Origin of the sequence: Corynebacterium wankanglinii (assembly GCF_013601005.1) — a bacterium.
Lineage (GTDB): Bacteria > Actinomycetota > Actinomycetes > Mycobacteriales > Mycobacteriaceae > Corynebacterium > Corynebacterium wankanglinii.
Window position 1 is genome coordinate 155,879 of record NZ_JABFED010000003.1, and the last position, 14,639, is coordinate 170,517.

The window sequence follows — 14,639 nt, forward strand, 5'->3', positions numbered from 1 at the left end:
GACATGACTGAAAGCACCCCTCCCGTTCTCGGCGGACTGCTCACTGCGGCGCTGACGGATCCGAAGTTGAAGGGTCTTGTCACCCATGTGGGCGAGGATTCGCTGCACGTGACTGGCATTGACCAGACCCGCTCGTGGGCTGCGGGCGCTATTGCCCGAGAGGCTCCGTTGTTGCTGGTCACGGCTACGGGCCATGAGTCGGAGGATCTGGCGGCGGAGCTCAAGGCCATCCTCGGTGAGGAGAAGGTCGCGCAGTTCCCGGCGTACGAGACGTTGCCGCACGAGCGCCTCTCACCGGCCGCGGATATTGTGGGCCGCCGGTCGAAGGTGCTGTGGGATATGCCACGGGTGGTTGTCGCCGCGGCGCGCGCGGTGTGCCAGCCGGTCTTGCCGGCGGTGGAGCCGATCCAGGTTGCCGTGGACCAGGAGCAGGACTTTGAGGCGCTGACGGAGATGCTCGTCCACTTCGCCTACAACCATGTGGACATGGTGGCCTCGCGCGGCGAGTTCGCTACCCGCGGCGGCATCATCGACGTGTTCCCGACCACCGCGCAAAACCCAGTGCGCATCGAGTTCTGGGGCGACGAGGTCACCGACATCCGCTCGTTCGCGGTCGCGGACCAGCGCACTATCGAAGAGGTCAGAGCCGTCGAGCTGCACCCCGCGAGGCAGTTGCTTATCGACGATACCGTGGCCGCCAAAGCCGACGAGCTCGTGAGAAAGTTCCCCTCGAATCCCACCCTGACCTCGCTGCTCACCCGTATTTCGGAGAAGCAGCCGGCGGACGGGATGGAGGCGCTCATCCCGGCGCTGACGGATACGCAGTATGCGGTCCTGCCTGAGCTCATGCCTGCAGGCTCCATCGTCTTGGTAACCAACCCGGAGAAGGTTCGCGCCCGCATCGCGGACTTGGAAGCCACCGACCGCGAATTCCTCGAGGCCGGTTGGGAGGCGGCCGCCATGGGCGCGGAGGGCCCCGTGGCGGTGGAAGGCCTGGACGTCTCCGCGTCGTCCTACCGCTCCTACGAATCGCTGGAAATCTCGGCGCACAAGGCCGGCAACGCTTGGTGGACGTTCGCGCCGCCCGGCATGTTCACCGCCGACGAAGCGGCAACCCTGCCGCTGGAGTTCGAGGCGGCACCCGCGCCCAAGGGCGACCCGAAAGAGATCGAGCAGCTCTACGCCACGCTGAAATTGCACATCGGGCAAAACCACGGCAAGGCGGCGTTCGTCGCCCCCGCGAAGGGCACGATCGACCGCATGGCTGAGCGGCTGCGCGAGCACGGCATCTCCGCGCGCGTGGCCACACCGGGACTCGAACCTGTCGAGGGCGCGGTCACTCTCTACCAGGCCCTGTCGCACGCGGGCCTCGTCTTTGGCGGGCCGAACCTTGTGGTGGTCACAGAAACGGACGTCACCGGTAACCGCGTGGGCGACATCGCAGGCGCTAAACGACGAGCTCCGCGCCGCCGCAACCGGGTCGACCCGCTGGCGCTGCAGCCCGGCGACTTCGTGGTACACGACACCCATGGCATCGGCAAGTTTGTGAAGATGGCGGAGCGCACCGTCAAAGCCGGCGACGAAGCTTCACGCCGCGAGTACATCGTGCTGGAGTACCAGCCGGCCAAGCGCGGCCAGCCCGGGGACCAGCTGTGGGTGCCCATGGAATCGCTGGACCTGTTGAGCAAGTACACCGGGGGCGAGAAGCCGTCGCTTAGCAAAATGGGCGGCTCGGACTGGAAATCCACCAAGCGCAAGGCGCGCGCCGCGGTGCGTGAGATCGCCGGCGAGCTGGTGGAGCTCTACGCCAAGCGCCAAGCCGCGCCGGGCCACGCGTTCGCGCCGGATACGCCGTGGCAGCACGAGATGGAAGACGCCTTCCCGTTCGTGGAGACGGAGGACCAGCTCACCGCTATCGAAGCCGTGAAAGCGGACATGGAAAAGCCGACGCCGATGGACCGCGTGATCGTGGGCGACGTGGGCTTCGGCAAAACTGAGGTGGCTGTGCGCGCCGCGTTCAAGGCGGTGCAGGACGGCAAACAGGTTGCCGTGCTCGTGCCCACGACGCTGCTAGCTCAGCAGCACTTCTCCACGTTCAACCAGCGCATGGATGGCTTCGGCGTGACCGTGCGCGAGCTGTCCCGCTTCACCTCCGCCGCTGATTCGAAGAAGATCATGGCGGGGCTGGCGGATGGTTCGGTCGACGTGGTCATTGGCACTCACCGCCTGCTGCAGACGGGTGTGCAGTGGAAGAACCTCGGCTTGATCATCGTGGACGAGGAGCAGCGCTTCGGCGTGGAGCACAAGGAGCACATCAAGGCCCTAAAGTCGCACGTGGACGTGCTCACTATGACCGCAACGCCGATCCCGCGCACCCTGGAGATGTCGTTGACCGGCATCCGTGAGATGACGTCGATTACCACCGCGCCGGAGGACCGCCACCCGGTGCTGACGTATGTCGGCCCGCAGGAGGACAAGCAGGTCGCCGCCGCGATCCGCCGCGAGCTGCTGCGCGACGGCCAGGTCTTTTACATCCACAACAAAGTCTCTGATATCGAGAAAACTGCCCGCCAGCTTCGGGAGCTTGTTCCCGAGGCCCGCATTGTGGTCGCCCACGGCCAGATGAGCGAGCAGGTCCTCGAGCAAACGGTACAGGGATTCTGGAACCGCGACTACGACGTGATGGTGTGCACCACCATCGTGGAAACGGGCCTGGACATCGCCAACGCCAACACCCTGATCGTGGAAAACGCCCAAAACATGGGCCTCAGCCAGCTTCACCAGCTGCGCGGGCGTGTGGGCCGCTCCCGCGAGCGCGCCTACGCGTACTTTTTGTACCCGAAGGACAAAACGCTCACGGAGACTTCCTACGACCGACTGGCCACCATCGCACAGAACAACGACCTGGGCTCTGGTATCGCCGTGGCGCAAAAGGATTTGGAGATGCGCGGCGCCGGCAACGTGCTCGGTGCGGAGCAGTCCGGTCACATCGCCGGCGTGGGCTTCGACATGTATGTGCGCTTGGTCAGCGAGGCCGTGGAAACCTTCAAGGGCCTGATGAGCGGCGAGCCCGTCGACGCCACCGACAAGGGCCCGAAGGAAATCCGCGTCGATCTGCCGGTGGACGCGCACATTCCGGACACCTACATCAACTCCGAGCGGTTGCGCCTGGAGGTCTACCGCAAACTCGCCGAGGCGCGTGACGACGACGCGTTGCGCGCCGCCGCCGACGACATGGTCGACCGATTCGGTGCGCTGCCCGCCGAGGTTGAGCACCTCATGGCGGTGGCGCGGCTGCGCAACCAGGCCCGGGAGGTCGGCGTGTCCGACATCCTCACCCAGGGCACCCGAATCAAACTCCACCCGGTTGAACTGCCGGACTCTAAGCAGGTCCGCCTGAAGCGGCTGTTCCCGGGGGCGAACTTCCGGGCAGCGGCAAAGACCTTGCAGGTTCCTATGCCGCGTGAGGGCGGAAACAAGCGCGCGCTGAACGCACCGAACCTGCGCGACACGGAGCTGCTGCAGTGGGTGGCCGACTTCATGACCGAAATGCTGGACGCGCCGAAGGTTTCAGTGGCGGGCTCGACAGCTGTGGAGGAGAAGCCGAAGAAGAAGGTGTTCTCGGTCAGCGAGTAGTGCCTAGAAGAACTGGGGCAGGATGAACAGCATCCCGATGCTCCAGGTCAGGTGCACCGCGATGGGGGAGTACAGCCTTCCGGTCTTCACCGCCTCGACGTAGGTCACCGCACTGAGGATGGCCGCTGCAAACACCAGCAGTGGCACGCCCATCACGCACGTGACCAGGCAGTAAATCACCGTGGACCACACGCCGGCCTGCACCACCGACTGGCCCATGGCGCGCAGCTGGCGCGGCACCGCGTCGCGGAAAATCAGCTCCTCGCCAATGCCGTTGACCACGAGCACCAGGAGTGTGAGGAAGTACCCGCCTTTGTTTGGGGTCTGCAACAGTTCCGCCGCCGGGTCGGCGAGCGCAGGAATTCGGCTGACCACCACGGCTCCCAGCACGAATACGAGCGCCAGCGCGACGCCGATGAGGGCGCCCCGGAGGACGTCGTGAAGCTTGCGGGGCCCCGCAAACGCCGTGCGGCTGCCCCACAGCCACCACGCGACCGCGTAGACCACGGCGGTAAACGCGGTGGCCCAGTAGAACCCGGCGGAACCGTCGCCGGCTCGGCGCGCGAGAAACAGGCCGAGTGCGCCGAGCGCGCAGGGAACTAAGAACAGCCACTGCCTGGTCACGTGAGAACTCCGTCCAAGTATTTCCGGCGATGCGGGAGCAAGAGTACCGGCACGAATCCCCTGCGCTTTACCGGGCTACTTCACGGAGAAGATAATCATCTCGGTGTCATCCGGCTTGCCGCGGTAGCGGCCGTCGTCGCCGGGGAAGTTGTTGTCCAACGCGGTGAGGTAGCGGCCGTCGTCGAGCTGGACGATGGTCTCGACACTGAGCAGCGCGAACTGGAACGGATCGCCAACACCGTACGCGCGGGCATCTGAAACCATGCCGATCTTGCCCGGGTTGGCAATGTCGAGCAGGTCAGCCATGAGTTGCTTGCTCAGCGTGGAGCCCGGCTCCGCGTGTGCAAAATCTTCGACCTCGAAGACCTTTTTCAGCTTGGCGTCGGAGCCGCGGAAGTCGTCGCGCTCGAGCACGAGCAGGCGCCCGTCTTTGGTAAGGAACGCATCGCCTATGAGCGCGTCCTCGCCCTCTGCGAGATAGTTCCAGGTCTTGTCGGTGTACTCACCGGTTTTGGTGTCGAACTGTGAGATCACTCGCACACGCTTGTCGGTGGCGCTGTCCAAGTAGCCTTCGAAGATCGGGTAGAGGTATCGTCCGTCAGTGGCCATCGCCTCAAAGCCCTTGGAATTGCGCAGGTTTGGCGTGTCCCCAGCGCCGAGGGTCGGGTTGGACGGGCTCTTCACCCCCGGGTACGCGTACGGTGCGTCGAGCAGGGTGCCGTCATTGTCCACGTGGAGGATGTAGGGGCCAAATTCTTCACCGATCCAGAAAGAGCCGTCCGCGGCCTGGACAAAGGACTCCGGGTCAAAGTCGGCACCGGTGAGCAAACGGTCCTTCGTGTCGTTATTGACGATGTCCCAGGAGATCTTGTGGTTCGGGTCTTTCAGGCTGAGGTAGTCCAGCACGTCGATGCCACCGACGTTCTTGGGGTCCTTTGCGGTCTCGGCGGTCTCCCAATGCGGCTTCACCGTGTAGATGCGCAGCAGAAAGTCTGAAGAGTTCTTCTTCGATCCGAAGCCGTTGTCCGGCAGGCCGTAGAAGGTACCGTCGCCCTTTTCGATCATGCCGGAAAAGCCCGGGATGACCTGGCCCTTGAACGGGTGGGTCTGTCCGTTGCCGTCGAAAGCGTCCTTGCCGGAGTCCGGGCCAGGCGCTTGGTAGAACGCAGAGAGCTTCGCGCGGCCTTCCAAGACGGGGCCTTTTACGGCAGCGGCAGTCGTGGACGGGGCAGCGGCCTGGCTGCTTGATCCAGTGCCCTCCGAGCTTCCGCCCGCAGCGGCACCGATTGCGCCGCCGATGAGACCGCCTACGACGAAGGCGCTTGCGACAGCTGCGATGATCTGTTCGAAGTTAAGGTTTTTGATCAGTTGGTCAAGCGGGGGAGGGAGCTGAATGTTCACGTGCCTCTACCTTTGCAGTGTGTACGAAACTGAGCCTCAGCTCAGGCAAAATTTAGTATTTGCACGGAAAGTGTAAGGCGGGTGGAGAAGGACCGCACGTCGGAAAATCGCCGGCCGATTCCCGCCCGGAGGCGCCGGGGAAGTACGATGTATCCCCGTCGCCCCTATAGCCCAATTGGCAGAGGCAGCGGACTTAAAATCCGCCCAGTGTCGGTTCGAGCCCGACTGGGGGCACAACTACCAATTCGGGCCTCGTCTGATACGGATGGGGGCCCTTTACCGTTGCCTCTGTCGCAGCCTCCGTCATCGACGCCCCATCCGCAGTGCGGCCTGGATGAGCGGCACCTGCAAGGGGAGGCGGCCGATTGCCAGCGCCTTCATGGGCCACGACTTGTCGCGCCACTGCCACGCCATATTGAAGTTGGCGGGCCACACTGCCGCGAGCAGCGCCGCGGCGAACGTGCCGCCGGCTGCACGCGTCTTCGGATTCGCCAGCAGCGCGGCTGCGGTGAGTTCAGCGACACCGGAGACGTAGGTGTAGGTGCGCGCCTTTCCGGGCAGCGCGTCGGGCACGATGCCGTCGAAAGGCTCGGGCTTGGCAAAATGCAGCACGCCCGCGCCGCCGAAGAGGGGGACCAGTAGTTTCTCTACAAAATTCATTGTGTATTCATCCATTCTTGTGCGATTTGCTTCGGTTCGGCCCGTTCCTTGCCTACGTTGCGTAGGTTCATGTCTACGAGGTCCTGCGTGGTCAGCTTCGCATCGATGTTGTTGATGACGTCGAGTGCGCCGTCCGGCAGTTCGCCTGCGCGGACAACCGGCACGACGTTTTGCGGCGGGATGAGGTGTTCTGGGTCATCGAGGATGACCAGGTCGGCCTCTTCGCCGTTGTCCAGCAAGGCCGGCGACGTGGTGAAGATGTTGGCCACGTTCGCTGTCCCCTGCACCAGTGCCGCCACCGTCAGCGGCCCACCGCCGTCGGAGATCGGGGTGACGCTGACCGTGGAGGCGTCGATGCCGTAGACGTCCGTAAGCCCTTTCGGGCCATAGGGGCGCTCGGCAAACTCCGGCGGGGCGGCGATGGTCACCGAGTCCAGCTTGGACAGATCCGCGATGCTGGAGAGTTTGTACTCGTCCGCGGTCTCGCGGGTGACGCGGTACGCGTCCTTCGACTCCGCGGGGCTGAACTCGCCGGCCTGCAGGGTGTCGGGCAAAACGTCGTTGAGCGCGTCCCGCACCTTCGCTTCATCCGCGCCTTGTTCCAGATCCCCGAAGAACTGGGTGAGGTTGCCGGCGTACTCGGGAACGACGTCGATCGCACCGTCCTGCAGGGCGGAAAGATACACCTCGCGCGAGCCGATGCCGGACTTCACGTCGACGTCGTAGCCGGCATCGCGTAGCGCCTGTGCCCATATCTGGCCAATGATTTCGGATTCTGGGAAGTTCGCGGTGCCGATGGTGACGGTTTTGTCGCGGGCATCACCGGAACCGCCCGCAGGGGCAGTGGGATCCTCGCTCGCGCAAGCCGCAAGCGTGAAAGCTGCGGCCGCGATGAGCGCTGGGGTAATGCGTTTCGTATGCATGCACACCAATGTTAGCTGCGCGAGCTCAACTTCGGCCGGGCTGCACGTTGCGCGGCTGCGAGCACCACGTCGACGACCAGCGCTACCGCGGTCACGGCGAGTGCGCCGGCGACCATGCGGGGATAGTCTTGGACCGCGAGGCCGTCGATAAGCAATCGTCCAAGGCCCCCGAGGCCGATGAACGCAAGCACGGTCGCGGTGGCGAGGATTTGCACCACGGCGGAGCGGAGCCCGCCGATCATCACTGGTGCGCCGAGGGGCAATTCAACGCGGGTGAGAATGTCGCGCTCGCTGTACCCTGCGGCCCGCGCGGAGAGCACGACCTGGCTATCCACCGAATCAAAACCTGCAACAATGCCCGCCACCATTGGAGCGACGCCGAGAAGCACCAGCGTGATCACAGCCGGGATGAGCGGCGCCGTGACGCCGAAGGGGAGAGCGACGGCGAGGAAGGTCAGCATCCCCAGCGCAGGCAGCGCTCGGAGCGCGCCAGCAGCCGCCAAGACAACGGGTGCCCCGCACTTTGTGTGCCCTACCCACATGCCCAACGGGACAGCGATGAGCGCGGTCGCAAGTACCGCTAGCGCGGTATAGCCGAGGTGTTGGGTGATGCGCGCCCCGAGACCCGCGGGGCCGGACCAGTTGGAGGGATCTGCGAGGTAGCGCAGCGCGTCGATGAGAAATTGCATGCTAGGACCGCGCCTTCGTCCACGGCATGGCAACGCGACCGAGCAGCACCAAGGCGGAATCGACGATGAGAGCGAGCGCGATCGTGCCGATCAGACCAGCGAGGATTTCGGTGGGAAAGGACCGCTGGAACCCCTCGGTAAACAGCGTGCCTAAGGATTGCACGCCGATGAGTGCGCCCACGGAAACCAGACTGATTGTAGAGGCAGCCACTACCCGAAGGCCGCTGAGCAGGCCGGGCCCCGCCAGCGGAAGCTCCACCGCGGTGACGCGCTTGAGCGGCGGGTACCCGGCCGCGTTCGCAGACTGGCGGACGTCCTTTGGCACCGCGTCAAACGCGTCCGCAGCCGACCGCACCATCAGCGCGATGCCGTAGAACACCATGGCGGCTACGACGTTCAGCGGCGAAAGGATTGACGTGCCCAACACCAGCGGCATCAGAATGAACATAGCGAGAGACGGCACGACGTAAATCAAGCTGGTCAGCACCACGAGCGCCTCCCGTGCGGAGCCCGAGCGGTGCGCGAGCCACCCGAGCGGTACCGCGATGAAAAACGCGATGGCAACCGCAGGCAGCGCTATCACCAGGTGGTCTCCAGCCAGCTGGAAAATCCGGCCGCTGTTGGCGCCGAGCCAACCCCAATTCACGACAGCATTCCTTTGACAGTGCCCGACGCGTCAACAAGTACTCGTGAGCCGTCACGGTCAACCACGGTGAGTGTGCGACCGTCGAGCCCGACAAAGTCTCTGACCCGGGCGTTGGCTGGGTGGGCCATGATGTCTTCTGGGCTGCCCGCTTGCTCTATCGCGGCATGCTCGCCCAGCACCAGCACCTGGTCGCCCATCTTGAACGCTTCGTCGATGTCGTGGGTGACCATGAGCACAGTCGTGCTGAGCCGGTCGCGGATGGCCAGAATTTCGTTTTGGAGCTTGCGGCGCACAACCGGATCCACCGCGGCGAACGGCTCGTCCATCATGATGATGTCCGGGCGGTTGACCAAGCCCCGTGCGACACCGACGCGCTGTGCCTGGCCGCCGGAGAGCTCGCCGGGGTAGCGGCCCGCCAGTGCCGGGTCAAGGTTGACAAGCTCGAGCATCTCCATGGCTCGTTGGCGGGCTTGCCGCTTGCCCGCCCCGGCGAGTCGGGCGATGTCGGCCACGTTGTCCACCGCGGTTCGGTGCGGCATGAGGCCCGAGTGTTGCATCACGTACCCGATGGAACGGCGCAGTTCAACCGGGTCTTCATCCGCGACGTCGTTGCCGCGAACGCGCACCTGCCCGGACGTCGGCGTGACCATCCGGTTGACCATGCGTAGCAGCGTCGTCTTGCCGCAGCCGGACGGGCCAACGAAAACGGTGGTGGAGCCCTCCTCGACGGTGTAGGAGAACTCCTCCACCGCAGGCGTGTGCGTCCCCGCGTAGGTCTTGGATACGCCGCAAAATTCGATCACAGTGCTCGAGCTACCTGTTCAGCGACGAATGCGGACCCGGCGCGGGAGGGGTGCAGTGCCATGTTGTACGAGGGCGTAGTGGTGTCGATCAGTCCGGCGACCCACCTGTCCGCATCCCGGGCGCAGGTGCTGTGCCCGGCGGACTGCGCCCGGATGTCAATGAAGGTTGCTCCCACCTGGTGTGCCATGGCGCGTTGGTAGTCCTGGGTGCGCTGTTCCCATTGCCGGACCCGCGGGGCGGGTACGCCGAGAGGCATATTGGGCACGACGTTCAGCAAGCAGACCGCGCCGTCGCGCCCGCCTGTGATAGCGAGCATGCCCGGGACGATGATCTTCGCCCGCGGGGCCGCCGCGCGAATCTTGGAAACCGCCTCGTTCATGTTTCGGAAGTACGCGCTCCGGATCGCGTCGACGTTGTAAGGCGTGCCGGGGGCATCGATGATAGGCCGCCAGTGGTCGTTGATCCCGATGCTGAGTGCGACTGCCCGGGTGCTTGCGTTCAGATCCCCGCTGCGGATGGCGTGGTCGACGTGCCCGGGCAGATCGATGGATCTGTGTCCGGTGCACGACCAATCCGAAACGCTCACACCAGTGCGAGCCTGAAGCTGGCGCGGCCAGTTGTCTGGGCCCTGCAGGCAGGCCGCCTGGCTGGGGTAGGAGTCGAGCACCCGCGCAGAGGAGCCAGAGGAGCCGGCTGAGCTACCGGCGATGTTGAGGAGGGAGGCTCGATACTGGTCCGGGTTGGAGGCGAACGAATCGCCGAACACTACGACATTGCCGGCCGGTTGGGCGTCTGCGGGGATTGCGGCGCCTGCGATGGCGGCCGCACACGCGGTAACGGTGACCGCGACCTTGCGCAAAAGGAACTTCACCCCGACGACCCTACCTGCTGGCCTTGATGTCGTCGTATGCAGCCAGAGCGATCTTGCGTGACGCTTTCACATCCACCATTGGCTCCGGGTAGCTGGGCAACAGGGCCTCCGGGGCCCAGCGCGAGACGTACGTGCCAGCAGGGTCGAACTTCTCCTGCTGCGTGATCGGGTTGAAGATGCGGAAGTACGGGGCAGCATCGTCGCCCGATCCAGCCACCCACTGCCAGTTGAACGGGTTCGATGCCGTGTCCGCATCGACCAACGTGTCCCAGAACCATTCCTCACCGTGACGCCAGTGGATGCCCAGGTTCTTCGTCAGCCAGGAGCCCACAACCATCCGCACTCGGTTATGCATGGAGCCGGTGCGCCACAGCTCGTGCATGCCGGCATCCACCAGCGGCACGCCCGTCTCGCCACGCTGCCACTGCGCCAGCTGGTCTAAATGCTGTGCAGCATCGCCGTCCGGCTCCATCGCGGGATCCGCAAACGCTTGAGGGTGCTCCCAGGGCTTCGCGTGTGCGCTCCAGGCCCAGTCGAAGTGGTTGAACTGCTCGCGGACGTTGTGCACGGCAAGGTCCGGCAGGTGGTAGTAGCGGTGCCAGGCAAACTCCCGCCACACCACCTGGCGCAAGAAGGCCCACGCGTGCGATGCGGCCGCCGGGTGCTGCTCTGCAAACGAGGCCGTCTCCGCCCAGACGTAGCCCGGGGAAGGCTCGCCGAACCGCAGGTGGGCGCTCAGCCCCGAGGTCGCGCCGGGGGAGAGGTCGTTGTTGTCGTACCTGCGCCCGTTGGCGAGCCCGTCCAAAAAATCGTGGAAGCGCTGGAGCGCCGCGTCTTCCCCGGGTGTGTTGTGCGCGTCTAGTTCCGCGGCCCACGCGGGGGCCTCCGGCGCGTCGAAGGCTTGTCCGCCCGGCAGCGTGGGAGCGGCCAACGGCTCTGGCGGGTGCGCGACGAGGTGCTGCCGGACCGCGTTGTAAAACGGCGTGAACACCCGGTACGGCGTGCCGGAGCCCGTGGTGATTTCCCACGGCTCCGCAAGTAGAAAGCCGGGGAAGGTGCGCGCGCCGACCCTGCGTTTGATTTCGGCGTCGAGCTCGGTTGCATCGTAGCGGCGGTTCCACACCACCTCGGCGTTGAGCTGCTGTGCCACCCGCGGCACGATCTCGCGCGGGTCGCCCGTTTCGCGGATCAGTGGGAGCTTTGCGCTAAGCGACGCAATACTGCGCTCCCGCCACCACGCCGCTGCCCGGCCGAGGGGGCGGGGGCCGGAGGTGTCGTCGATAAGCAAACCTGCAACCTCGCAGCGAGAAGCGGCGTATGCGAGGGCGGGGTTGTCGGTGGCGCGCAAATCGTCGTGGAACCACACCAGTGTTTTCGGGGTAGTGGGCACGTCTGCCTCCCTTCAGTACAGTCGGAGCCATGACTGAGCGTATGAATGTTGAATCCTTCAATCTCGACCACACCAAGGTATCCGCCCCTTTCATCCGCCTGGCGGACCGCAAGGAGCTGCCCGCGGGCGACACGTTGGTGAAATACGACATCCGCTTCAAGCAGCCCAACGTCGAGCACTTGGAAATGCCTGCGGTGCACTCGCTTGAGCACATGTTCGCAGAGCACGCCCGAAACCACGCAAGCAACGTCATCGATTTCGGCCCGATGGGCTGCCAGACCGGCTTCTATCTCATGCTTTCGGGCGACCCGTCGGAGGCTGAGGTGGCGGATCTGGTGGAGAAGACCTTGACCGACATCACCAACGCCGACGAGGTTCCGGCCGCGAACGAAAAGCAGTGCGGCTGGGGCGCAAACCACGACCTCGAGGCTGCGAAGCGCGAGGCGCAGGCTTTCCTTGACAAGCGCGATGAGTGGGGCACCGTCTTCAAGTAGTCGGGTCTAGGACGCCGGGTCGAGCACTCGGATCACGAGCGGGGCGGTGCGTAGGTGGTACGTCCCCGGCATCGCGTCGAATACCGCAAGGATCTCGTGGGCGAAAGCCTCAGTCGCGGGGACGACGATGTGGTCGTCCGCCAGCTCGGTCGTGGGGGAGTGCGGGTCCAGCAACAGCCACGTGTCGCCGCGGAGCAGGGCGAAGGGTCGGTGGTGCAGCAGGCGATGCCGTGCGGCTCGCACTAGAGCCCGCGCGGCCGCCGGATCGAGGTCCACGCGTCCGCCCGCATCCACGTCGAGGTAGCGAGCGTGCATCGCGCCTATCGACGAGCCTTCGACCCCCACCACCCGATCCAGCCAGGCGCGGTCGTCTGGATTCGCGCTCAACGCATCCCTGTTGGTGGAGGTCATGCCCAACGGAACTCGGTCGCCTACCAATTTCGCGAACTTGAGGGGATCCCACGAGAGCATGCGCTCCACGTCGTCGCCAGCCAAGCCGACGGCGTACGTGAAGCGGATCAGCCCGGTTGGGCCGTCGAGCACCCCGAGAATCGGATCGGTGACAAACACAAACCCCGTCAGCGTTCCTCGAGGGTGCTCCAGGGAGAGATAGTGGCCTGGTTCGATCTCGTCGCGCGCGGCACGGGCGAGGAGGTCTGCGGGCCATTGGTCCGGCAGCGCCGGGGATCCTGGCACCCGCATGGTCAGCTCCGCTTGCGTTCCTGCTGAGGGCTGGGACGAGGACACGCGGGATTTGCCGAAGGTGATGTAGAGGACGTGCGGGGCCGGCTGATCCAGCACGTAAGCGTGAACGTCGAGGCTGCGGTACGAGAACACGTATGCGTCGTCGCTGCCTGTCGTCTGCGTGATGTGCTCGCGCACCGCGTCTCCGCCGGTGCGGGGGCCGCGCCGCACGCTATCGAACACTCCCATGGGCCCACCATATCGCCGACGCCGGCCCGTAATCTCAGAGGTGGGAACCTTTTCGGGGGCGGTAGCGTTATAGACGGTGAAGTCTTTGGGCCCAGGTACACAATCGGGTCCGACAATGACGGTATACAAAATTTGGAAAGGAACTGTGCGTCGTGAGAAGCACTAACCCCGTTCTACGCAACCTGCCGCAGGCGGAGGCGAACAACGGCTACGGCTACCAGGCTGGCCAGACCGCCACACTGCCCGGGCAGTTGCCCGACATCGATCACTCCCGCCCGATGACAGTGGACGACGTGGTGACGAAGACGGGTATCACCCTGGCGGTCATCATCGCGTTCGCCGCCGTGAACTTCGCCATTTACGCCGGCGGCAATGTCGGCCTCGGCTCGATCCTCACCATCGTCGGTGCGATCGGGGCGTTTGTGACCACGCTCGTCCACGCGTTCCGCCGCGAGTTCGGCTCGCCGGGTGTCACCCTCACCTACGCCGCTTTCGAGGGCTTGTTCCTCGGCGGTTTCTCCCTGGTCGTCTCCGGCTGGTTCACGGTCGGCGGCGCCGACGCAGGCCAGATGATCTTCCAGGCCATCTTGGGCACGGTCGGGGTGTTCATCGGCATGCTCGTGGTGTACCGCCGTGGCGCGATCCGGGTGACCCCCCGCTTCCACCGCATCCTCACCGGAGCGATCTTCGGCATGGCCATCATGGCGATCGGCAATCTTCTGCTCGCCATCTTCACCGGGGTGTCTCCGCTGCGCGACGGCGGCACACTGTCCATTGCTTTCGGCGTGGTCTGCGTCGTGCTCGCCGCACTATCGTTCCTGCAAGATTTCGATCTCGCGGACAAGCTGGTGCGCACGGGAGCTCCTGAACGCGCCTCGTGGGGCGTTGCCCTCGGCCTCGCAGTGACCCTCGTGTGGCTCTACACCGAGATCCTGCGCCTGCTGTCTTACTTCTCCAACGACCGCTAGGAGAACACGACAAAAGTGCCTCGCCCGGAATTCCGGGCGAGGCACTTTTCACATGTACGGCTTAGTAGTTGTTCTCCGGAACTACGGGCTGGCCGTCGACGGTGACGGTGGTGAACGTCAACACACCGTTGACAATCTGCGGGCTGCCCAGGACGACCTTCACGCCCTCTTCGCGGTTGTCGGGGGAAACGACTACGCGTGTTGCAGTGCCCTCGGCGAGGTCCTCGCCCCACTGATCCCAGACGATGTCCTCGAGGAAGTCGTCCTGGTTCTTGCAGTCCACGGTAAGGCGGTCCGGGCGGAGCAGGCCGGTGGCGTCACAGTTGTTGAACGTCGGCGTGCCCTCGGCGGAAACAGCGGCGGTGCCGGTCTCCTTGTTTATCGCGTGTGCCTCGGTGACGTTGGTCGCCTCAGCAGACGAGGTGGCGCGGGCGGTGCTGGCGCCTCCGACACCCTTCAGAGAGGTCGGATCCTGGCTGGTGGCTGTGTCGACCTTCTCTGCGGAGGGGTTCTGGTGCGGCGGGGTGCAACCTGCCAGGGCGAGCGCTGCCAGTGCAGCGACGCCGGCTACTGCTTTGCGGGAAGAGGTGGCAATCACAG

At 64.9% G+C, this 14,639-nt stretch carries 14 protein-coding genes and 1 tRNA gene; 4 read left to right on the forward strand and 11 right to left on the reverse strand.

Features of this window, described 5'->3' with window-relative positions; translation table 11 throughout:
* Positions 1 to 3: 3 nt before the first annotated feature.
* Positions 4 to 3,636, forward strand: a complete 3,633-nt coding sequence (gene mfd, locus HMA55_RS06160; RefSeq protein ID WP_181192198.1) for a transcription-repair coupling factor — start codon at positions 4 to 6, stop codon at positions 3,634 to 3,636.
* A 3-nt stretch (positions 3,637 to 3,639) separates the two neighbouring features.
* Here mfd and HMA55_RS06165 read toward each other — a convergent pair whose 3' ends face one another.
* On the reverse strand, positions 3,640 to 4,260 hold the full coding sequence (locus HMA55_RS06165; RefSeq protein WP_181192199.1) for a CPBP family intramembrane glutamic endopeptidase: 621 nt from the start codon (positions 4,258 to 4,260) through the stop codon (positions 3,640 to 3,642).
* 75 nt (positions 4,261 to 4,335) lie between these two features.
* Positions 4,336 to 5,661 carry an esterase-like activity of phytase family protein gene (locus HMA55_RS06170; protein ID WP_181192200.1) on the reverse strand — a complete coding sequence of 442 codons (1,326 nt, stop codon included), beginning with the start codon at positions 5,659 to 5,661 and terminating at the stop codon, positions 4,336 to 4,338.
* Positions 5,662 to 5,821: 160 nt separating this feature from the next.
* On the opposite strand from HMA55_RS06170, the gene HMA55_RS06175 reads away from it, so the two are divergent.
* Positions 5,822 to 5,895: transfer RNA gene (locus HMA55_RS06175), tRNA-Leu, on the forward strand.
* 69 nt (positions 5,896 to 5,964) lie between these two features.
* On the opposite strand, the gene HMA55_RS06180 is transcribed toward HMA55_RS06175, so the two are convergent.
* Genes HMA55_RS06180 through HMA55_RS06210 form a run of 7 tightly spaced genes read right to left on the reverse strand, consistent with a single transcriptional unit; the run spans position 5,965 to position 11,644 of the window.
* Complete coding sequence (locus tag HMA55_RS06180) at positions 5,965 to 6,321, reverse strand: DoxX family protein (RefSeq protein WP_181192201.1); 357 nt, start codon at positions 6,319 to 6,321, stop codon at positions 5,965 to 5,967.
* Positions 6,318 to 7,244: an ABC transporter substrate-binding protein gene (locus HMA55_RS06185; RefSeq protein ID WP_181192202.1), complete on the reverse strand. Its 927-nt coding sequence runs from the start codon at positions 7,242 to 7,244 to the stop codon at positions 6,318 to 6,320. The genes HMA55_RS06180 and HMA55_RS06185 overlap by 4 nt, the downstream gene beginning before the upstream one ends.
* Before the next feature lie 11 nt (positions 7,245 to 7,255).
* The gene (locus tag HMA55_RS06190) at positions 7,256 to 7,933 is read right to left on the reverse strand and encodes an ABC transporter permease (protein ID WP_181192203.1); all 678 of its coding nucleotides are present in this window, start codon (positions 7,931 to 7,933) and stop codon (positions 7,256 to 7,258) included.
* A gap of 1 nt (position 7,934) precedes the next feature.
* Positions 7,935 to 8,579, reverse strand: a complete 645-nt coding sequence (locus HMA55_RS06195; protein ID WP_181192204.1) for an ABC transporter permease — start codon at positions 8,577 to 8,579, stop codon at positions 7,935 to 7,937.
* On the reverse strand, positions 8,576 to 9,382 hold the full coding sequence (locus HMA55_RS06200; protein ID WP_181192205.1) for an ABC transporter ATP-binding protein: 807 nt from the start codon (positions 9,380 to 9,382) through the stop codon (positions 8,576 to 8,578). Before HMA55_RS06200 ends, HMA55_RS06195 begins: the two co-directional genes overlap by 4 nt.
* A complete protein-coding gene (locus HMA55_RS06205) occupies positions 9,379 to 10,254 on the reverse strand; it encodes a GDSL-type esterase/lipase family protein (RefSeq protein WP_181192206.1) in 876 nt (291 codons plus the stop codon). Before HMA55_RS06205 ends, HMA55_RS06200 begins: the two co-directional genes overlap by 4 nt.
* A gap of 10 nt (positions 10,255 to 10,264) precedes the next feature.
* Positions 10,265 to 11,644: a cryptochrome/photolyase family protein gene (locus tag HMA55_RS06210; protein WP_181192207.1), complete on the reverse strand. Its 1,380-nt coding sequence runs from the start codon at positions 11,642 to 11,644 to the stop codon at positions 10,265 to 10,267.
* Between the two features lie 29 nt (positions 11,645 to 11,673).
* Here HMA55_RS06210 and HMA55_RS06215 point away from each other — a divergent pair, with 29 nt between their 5' ends.
* Entirely contained in the window at positions 11,674 to 12,138 is a 465-nt protein-coding gene (locus HMA55_RS06215; protein WP_181192208.1) for an S-ribosylhomocysteine lyase, read from the forward strand.
* A 6-nt stretch (positions 12,139 to 12,144) separates the two neighbouring features.
* Here HMA55_RS06215 and HMA55_RS06220 read toward each other — a convergent pair whose 3' ends face one another.
* Positions 12,145 to 13,071 (reverse strand): suppressor of fused domain protein, encoded by a 927-nt coding sequence (locus HMA55_RS06220; RefSeq protein WP_181192209.1) that lies wholly within the window; start codon positions 13,069 to 13,071, stop codon positions 12,145 to 12,147.
* 152 nt (positions 13,072 to 13,223) lie between these two features.
* Here HMA55_RS06220 and HMA55_RS06225 point away from each other — a divergent pair, with 152 nt between their 5' ends.
* Entirely contained in the window at positions 13,224 to 14,039 is an 816-nt protein-coding gene (locus HMA55_RS06225; protein WP_181192210.1) for a Bax inhibitor-1/YccA family protein, read from the forward strand.
* Positions 14,040 to 14,100: 61 nt separating this feature from the next.
* Here HMA55_RS06225 and HMA55_RS06230 read toward each other — a convergent pair whose 3' ends face one another.
* A complete protein-coding gene (locus tag HMA55_RS06230; protein WP_181192211.1) occupies positions 14,101 to 14,637 on the reverse strand; it encodes a hypothetical protein in 537 nt (178 codons plus the stop codon).
* Positions 14,638 to 14,639 lie beyond the last annotated feature (2 nt).

Excerpts from the sequence above, each read along its gene's own strand:
- mfd (WP_181192198.1), top strand. The coding sequence starts at position 4 with ATGACTGAAAGCACCCCTCCCGTTCTCGGCGGACTGCTCACTGCGGCG.
- HMA55_RS06180 (WP_181192201.1), bottom strand. The coding sequence starts at position 6,321 with ATGAATTTTGTAGAGAAACTACTGGTCCCCCTCTTCGGCGGCGCGGGC.
- HMA55_RS06185 (WP_181192202.1), bottom strand. The coding sequence starts at position 7,244 with ATGCATACGAAACGCATTACCCCAGCGCTCATCGCGGCCGCAGCTTTC.
- HMA55_RS06190 (WP_181192203.1), bottom strand. The coding sequence starts at position 7,933 with ATGCAATTTCTCATCGACGCGCTGCGCTACCTCGCAGATCCCTCCAAC.
- HMA55_RS06215 (WP_181192208.1), top strand. The coding sequence starts at position 11,674 with ATGACTGAGCGTATGAATGTTGAATCCTTCAATCTCGACCACACCAAG.
- HMA55_RS06220 (WP_181192209.1), bottom strand. The coding sequence starts at position 13,071 with ATGGGAGTGTTCGATAGCGTGCGGCGCGGCCCCCGCACCGGCGGAGAC.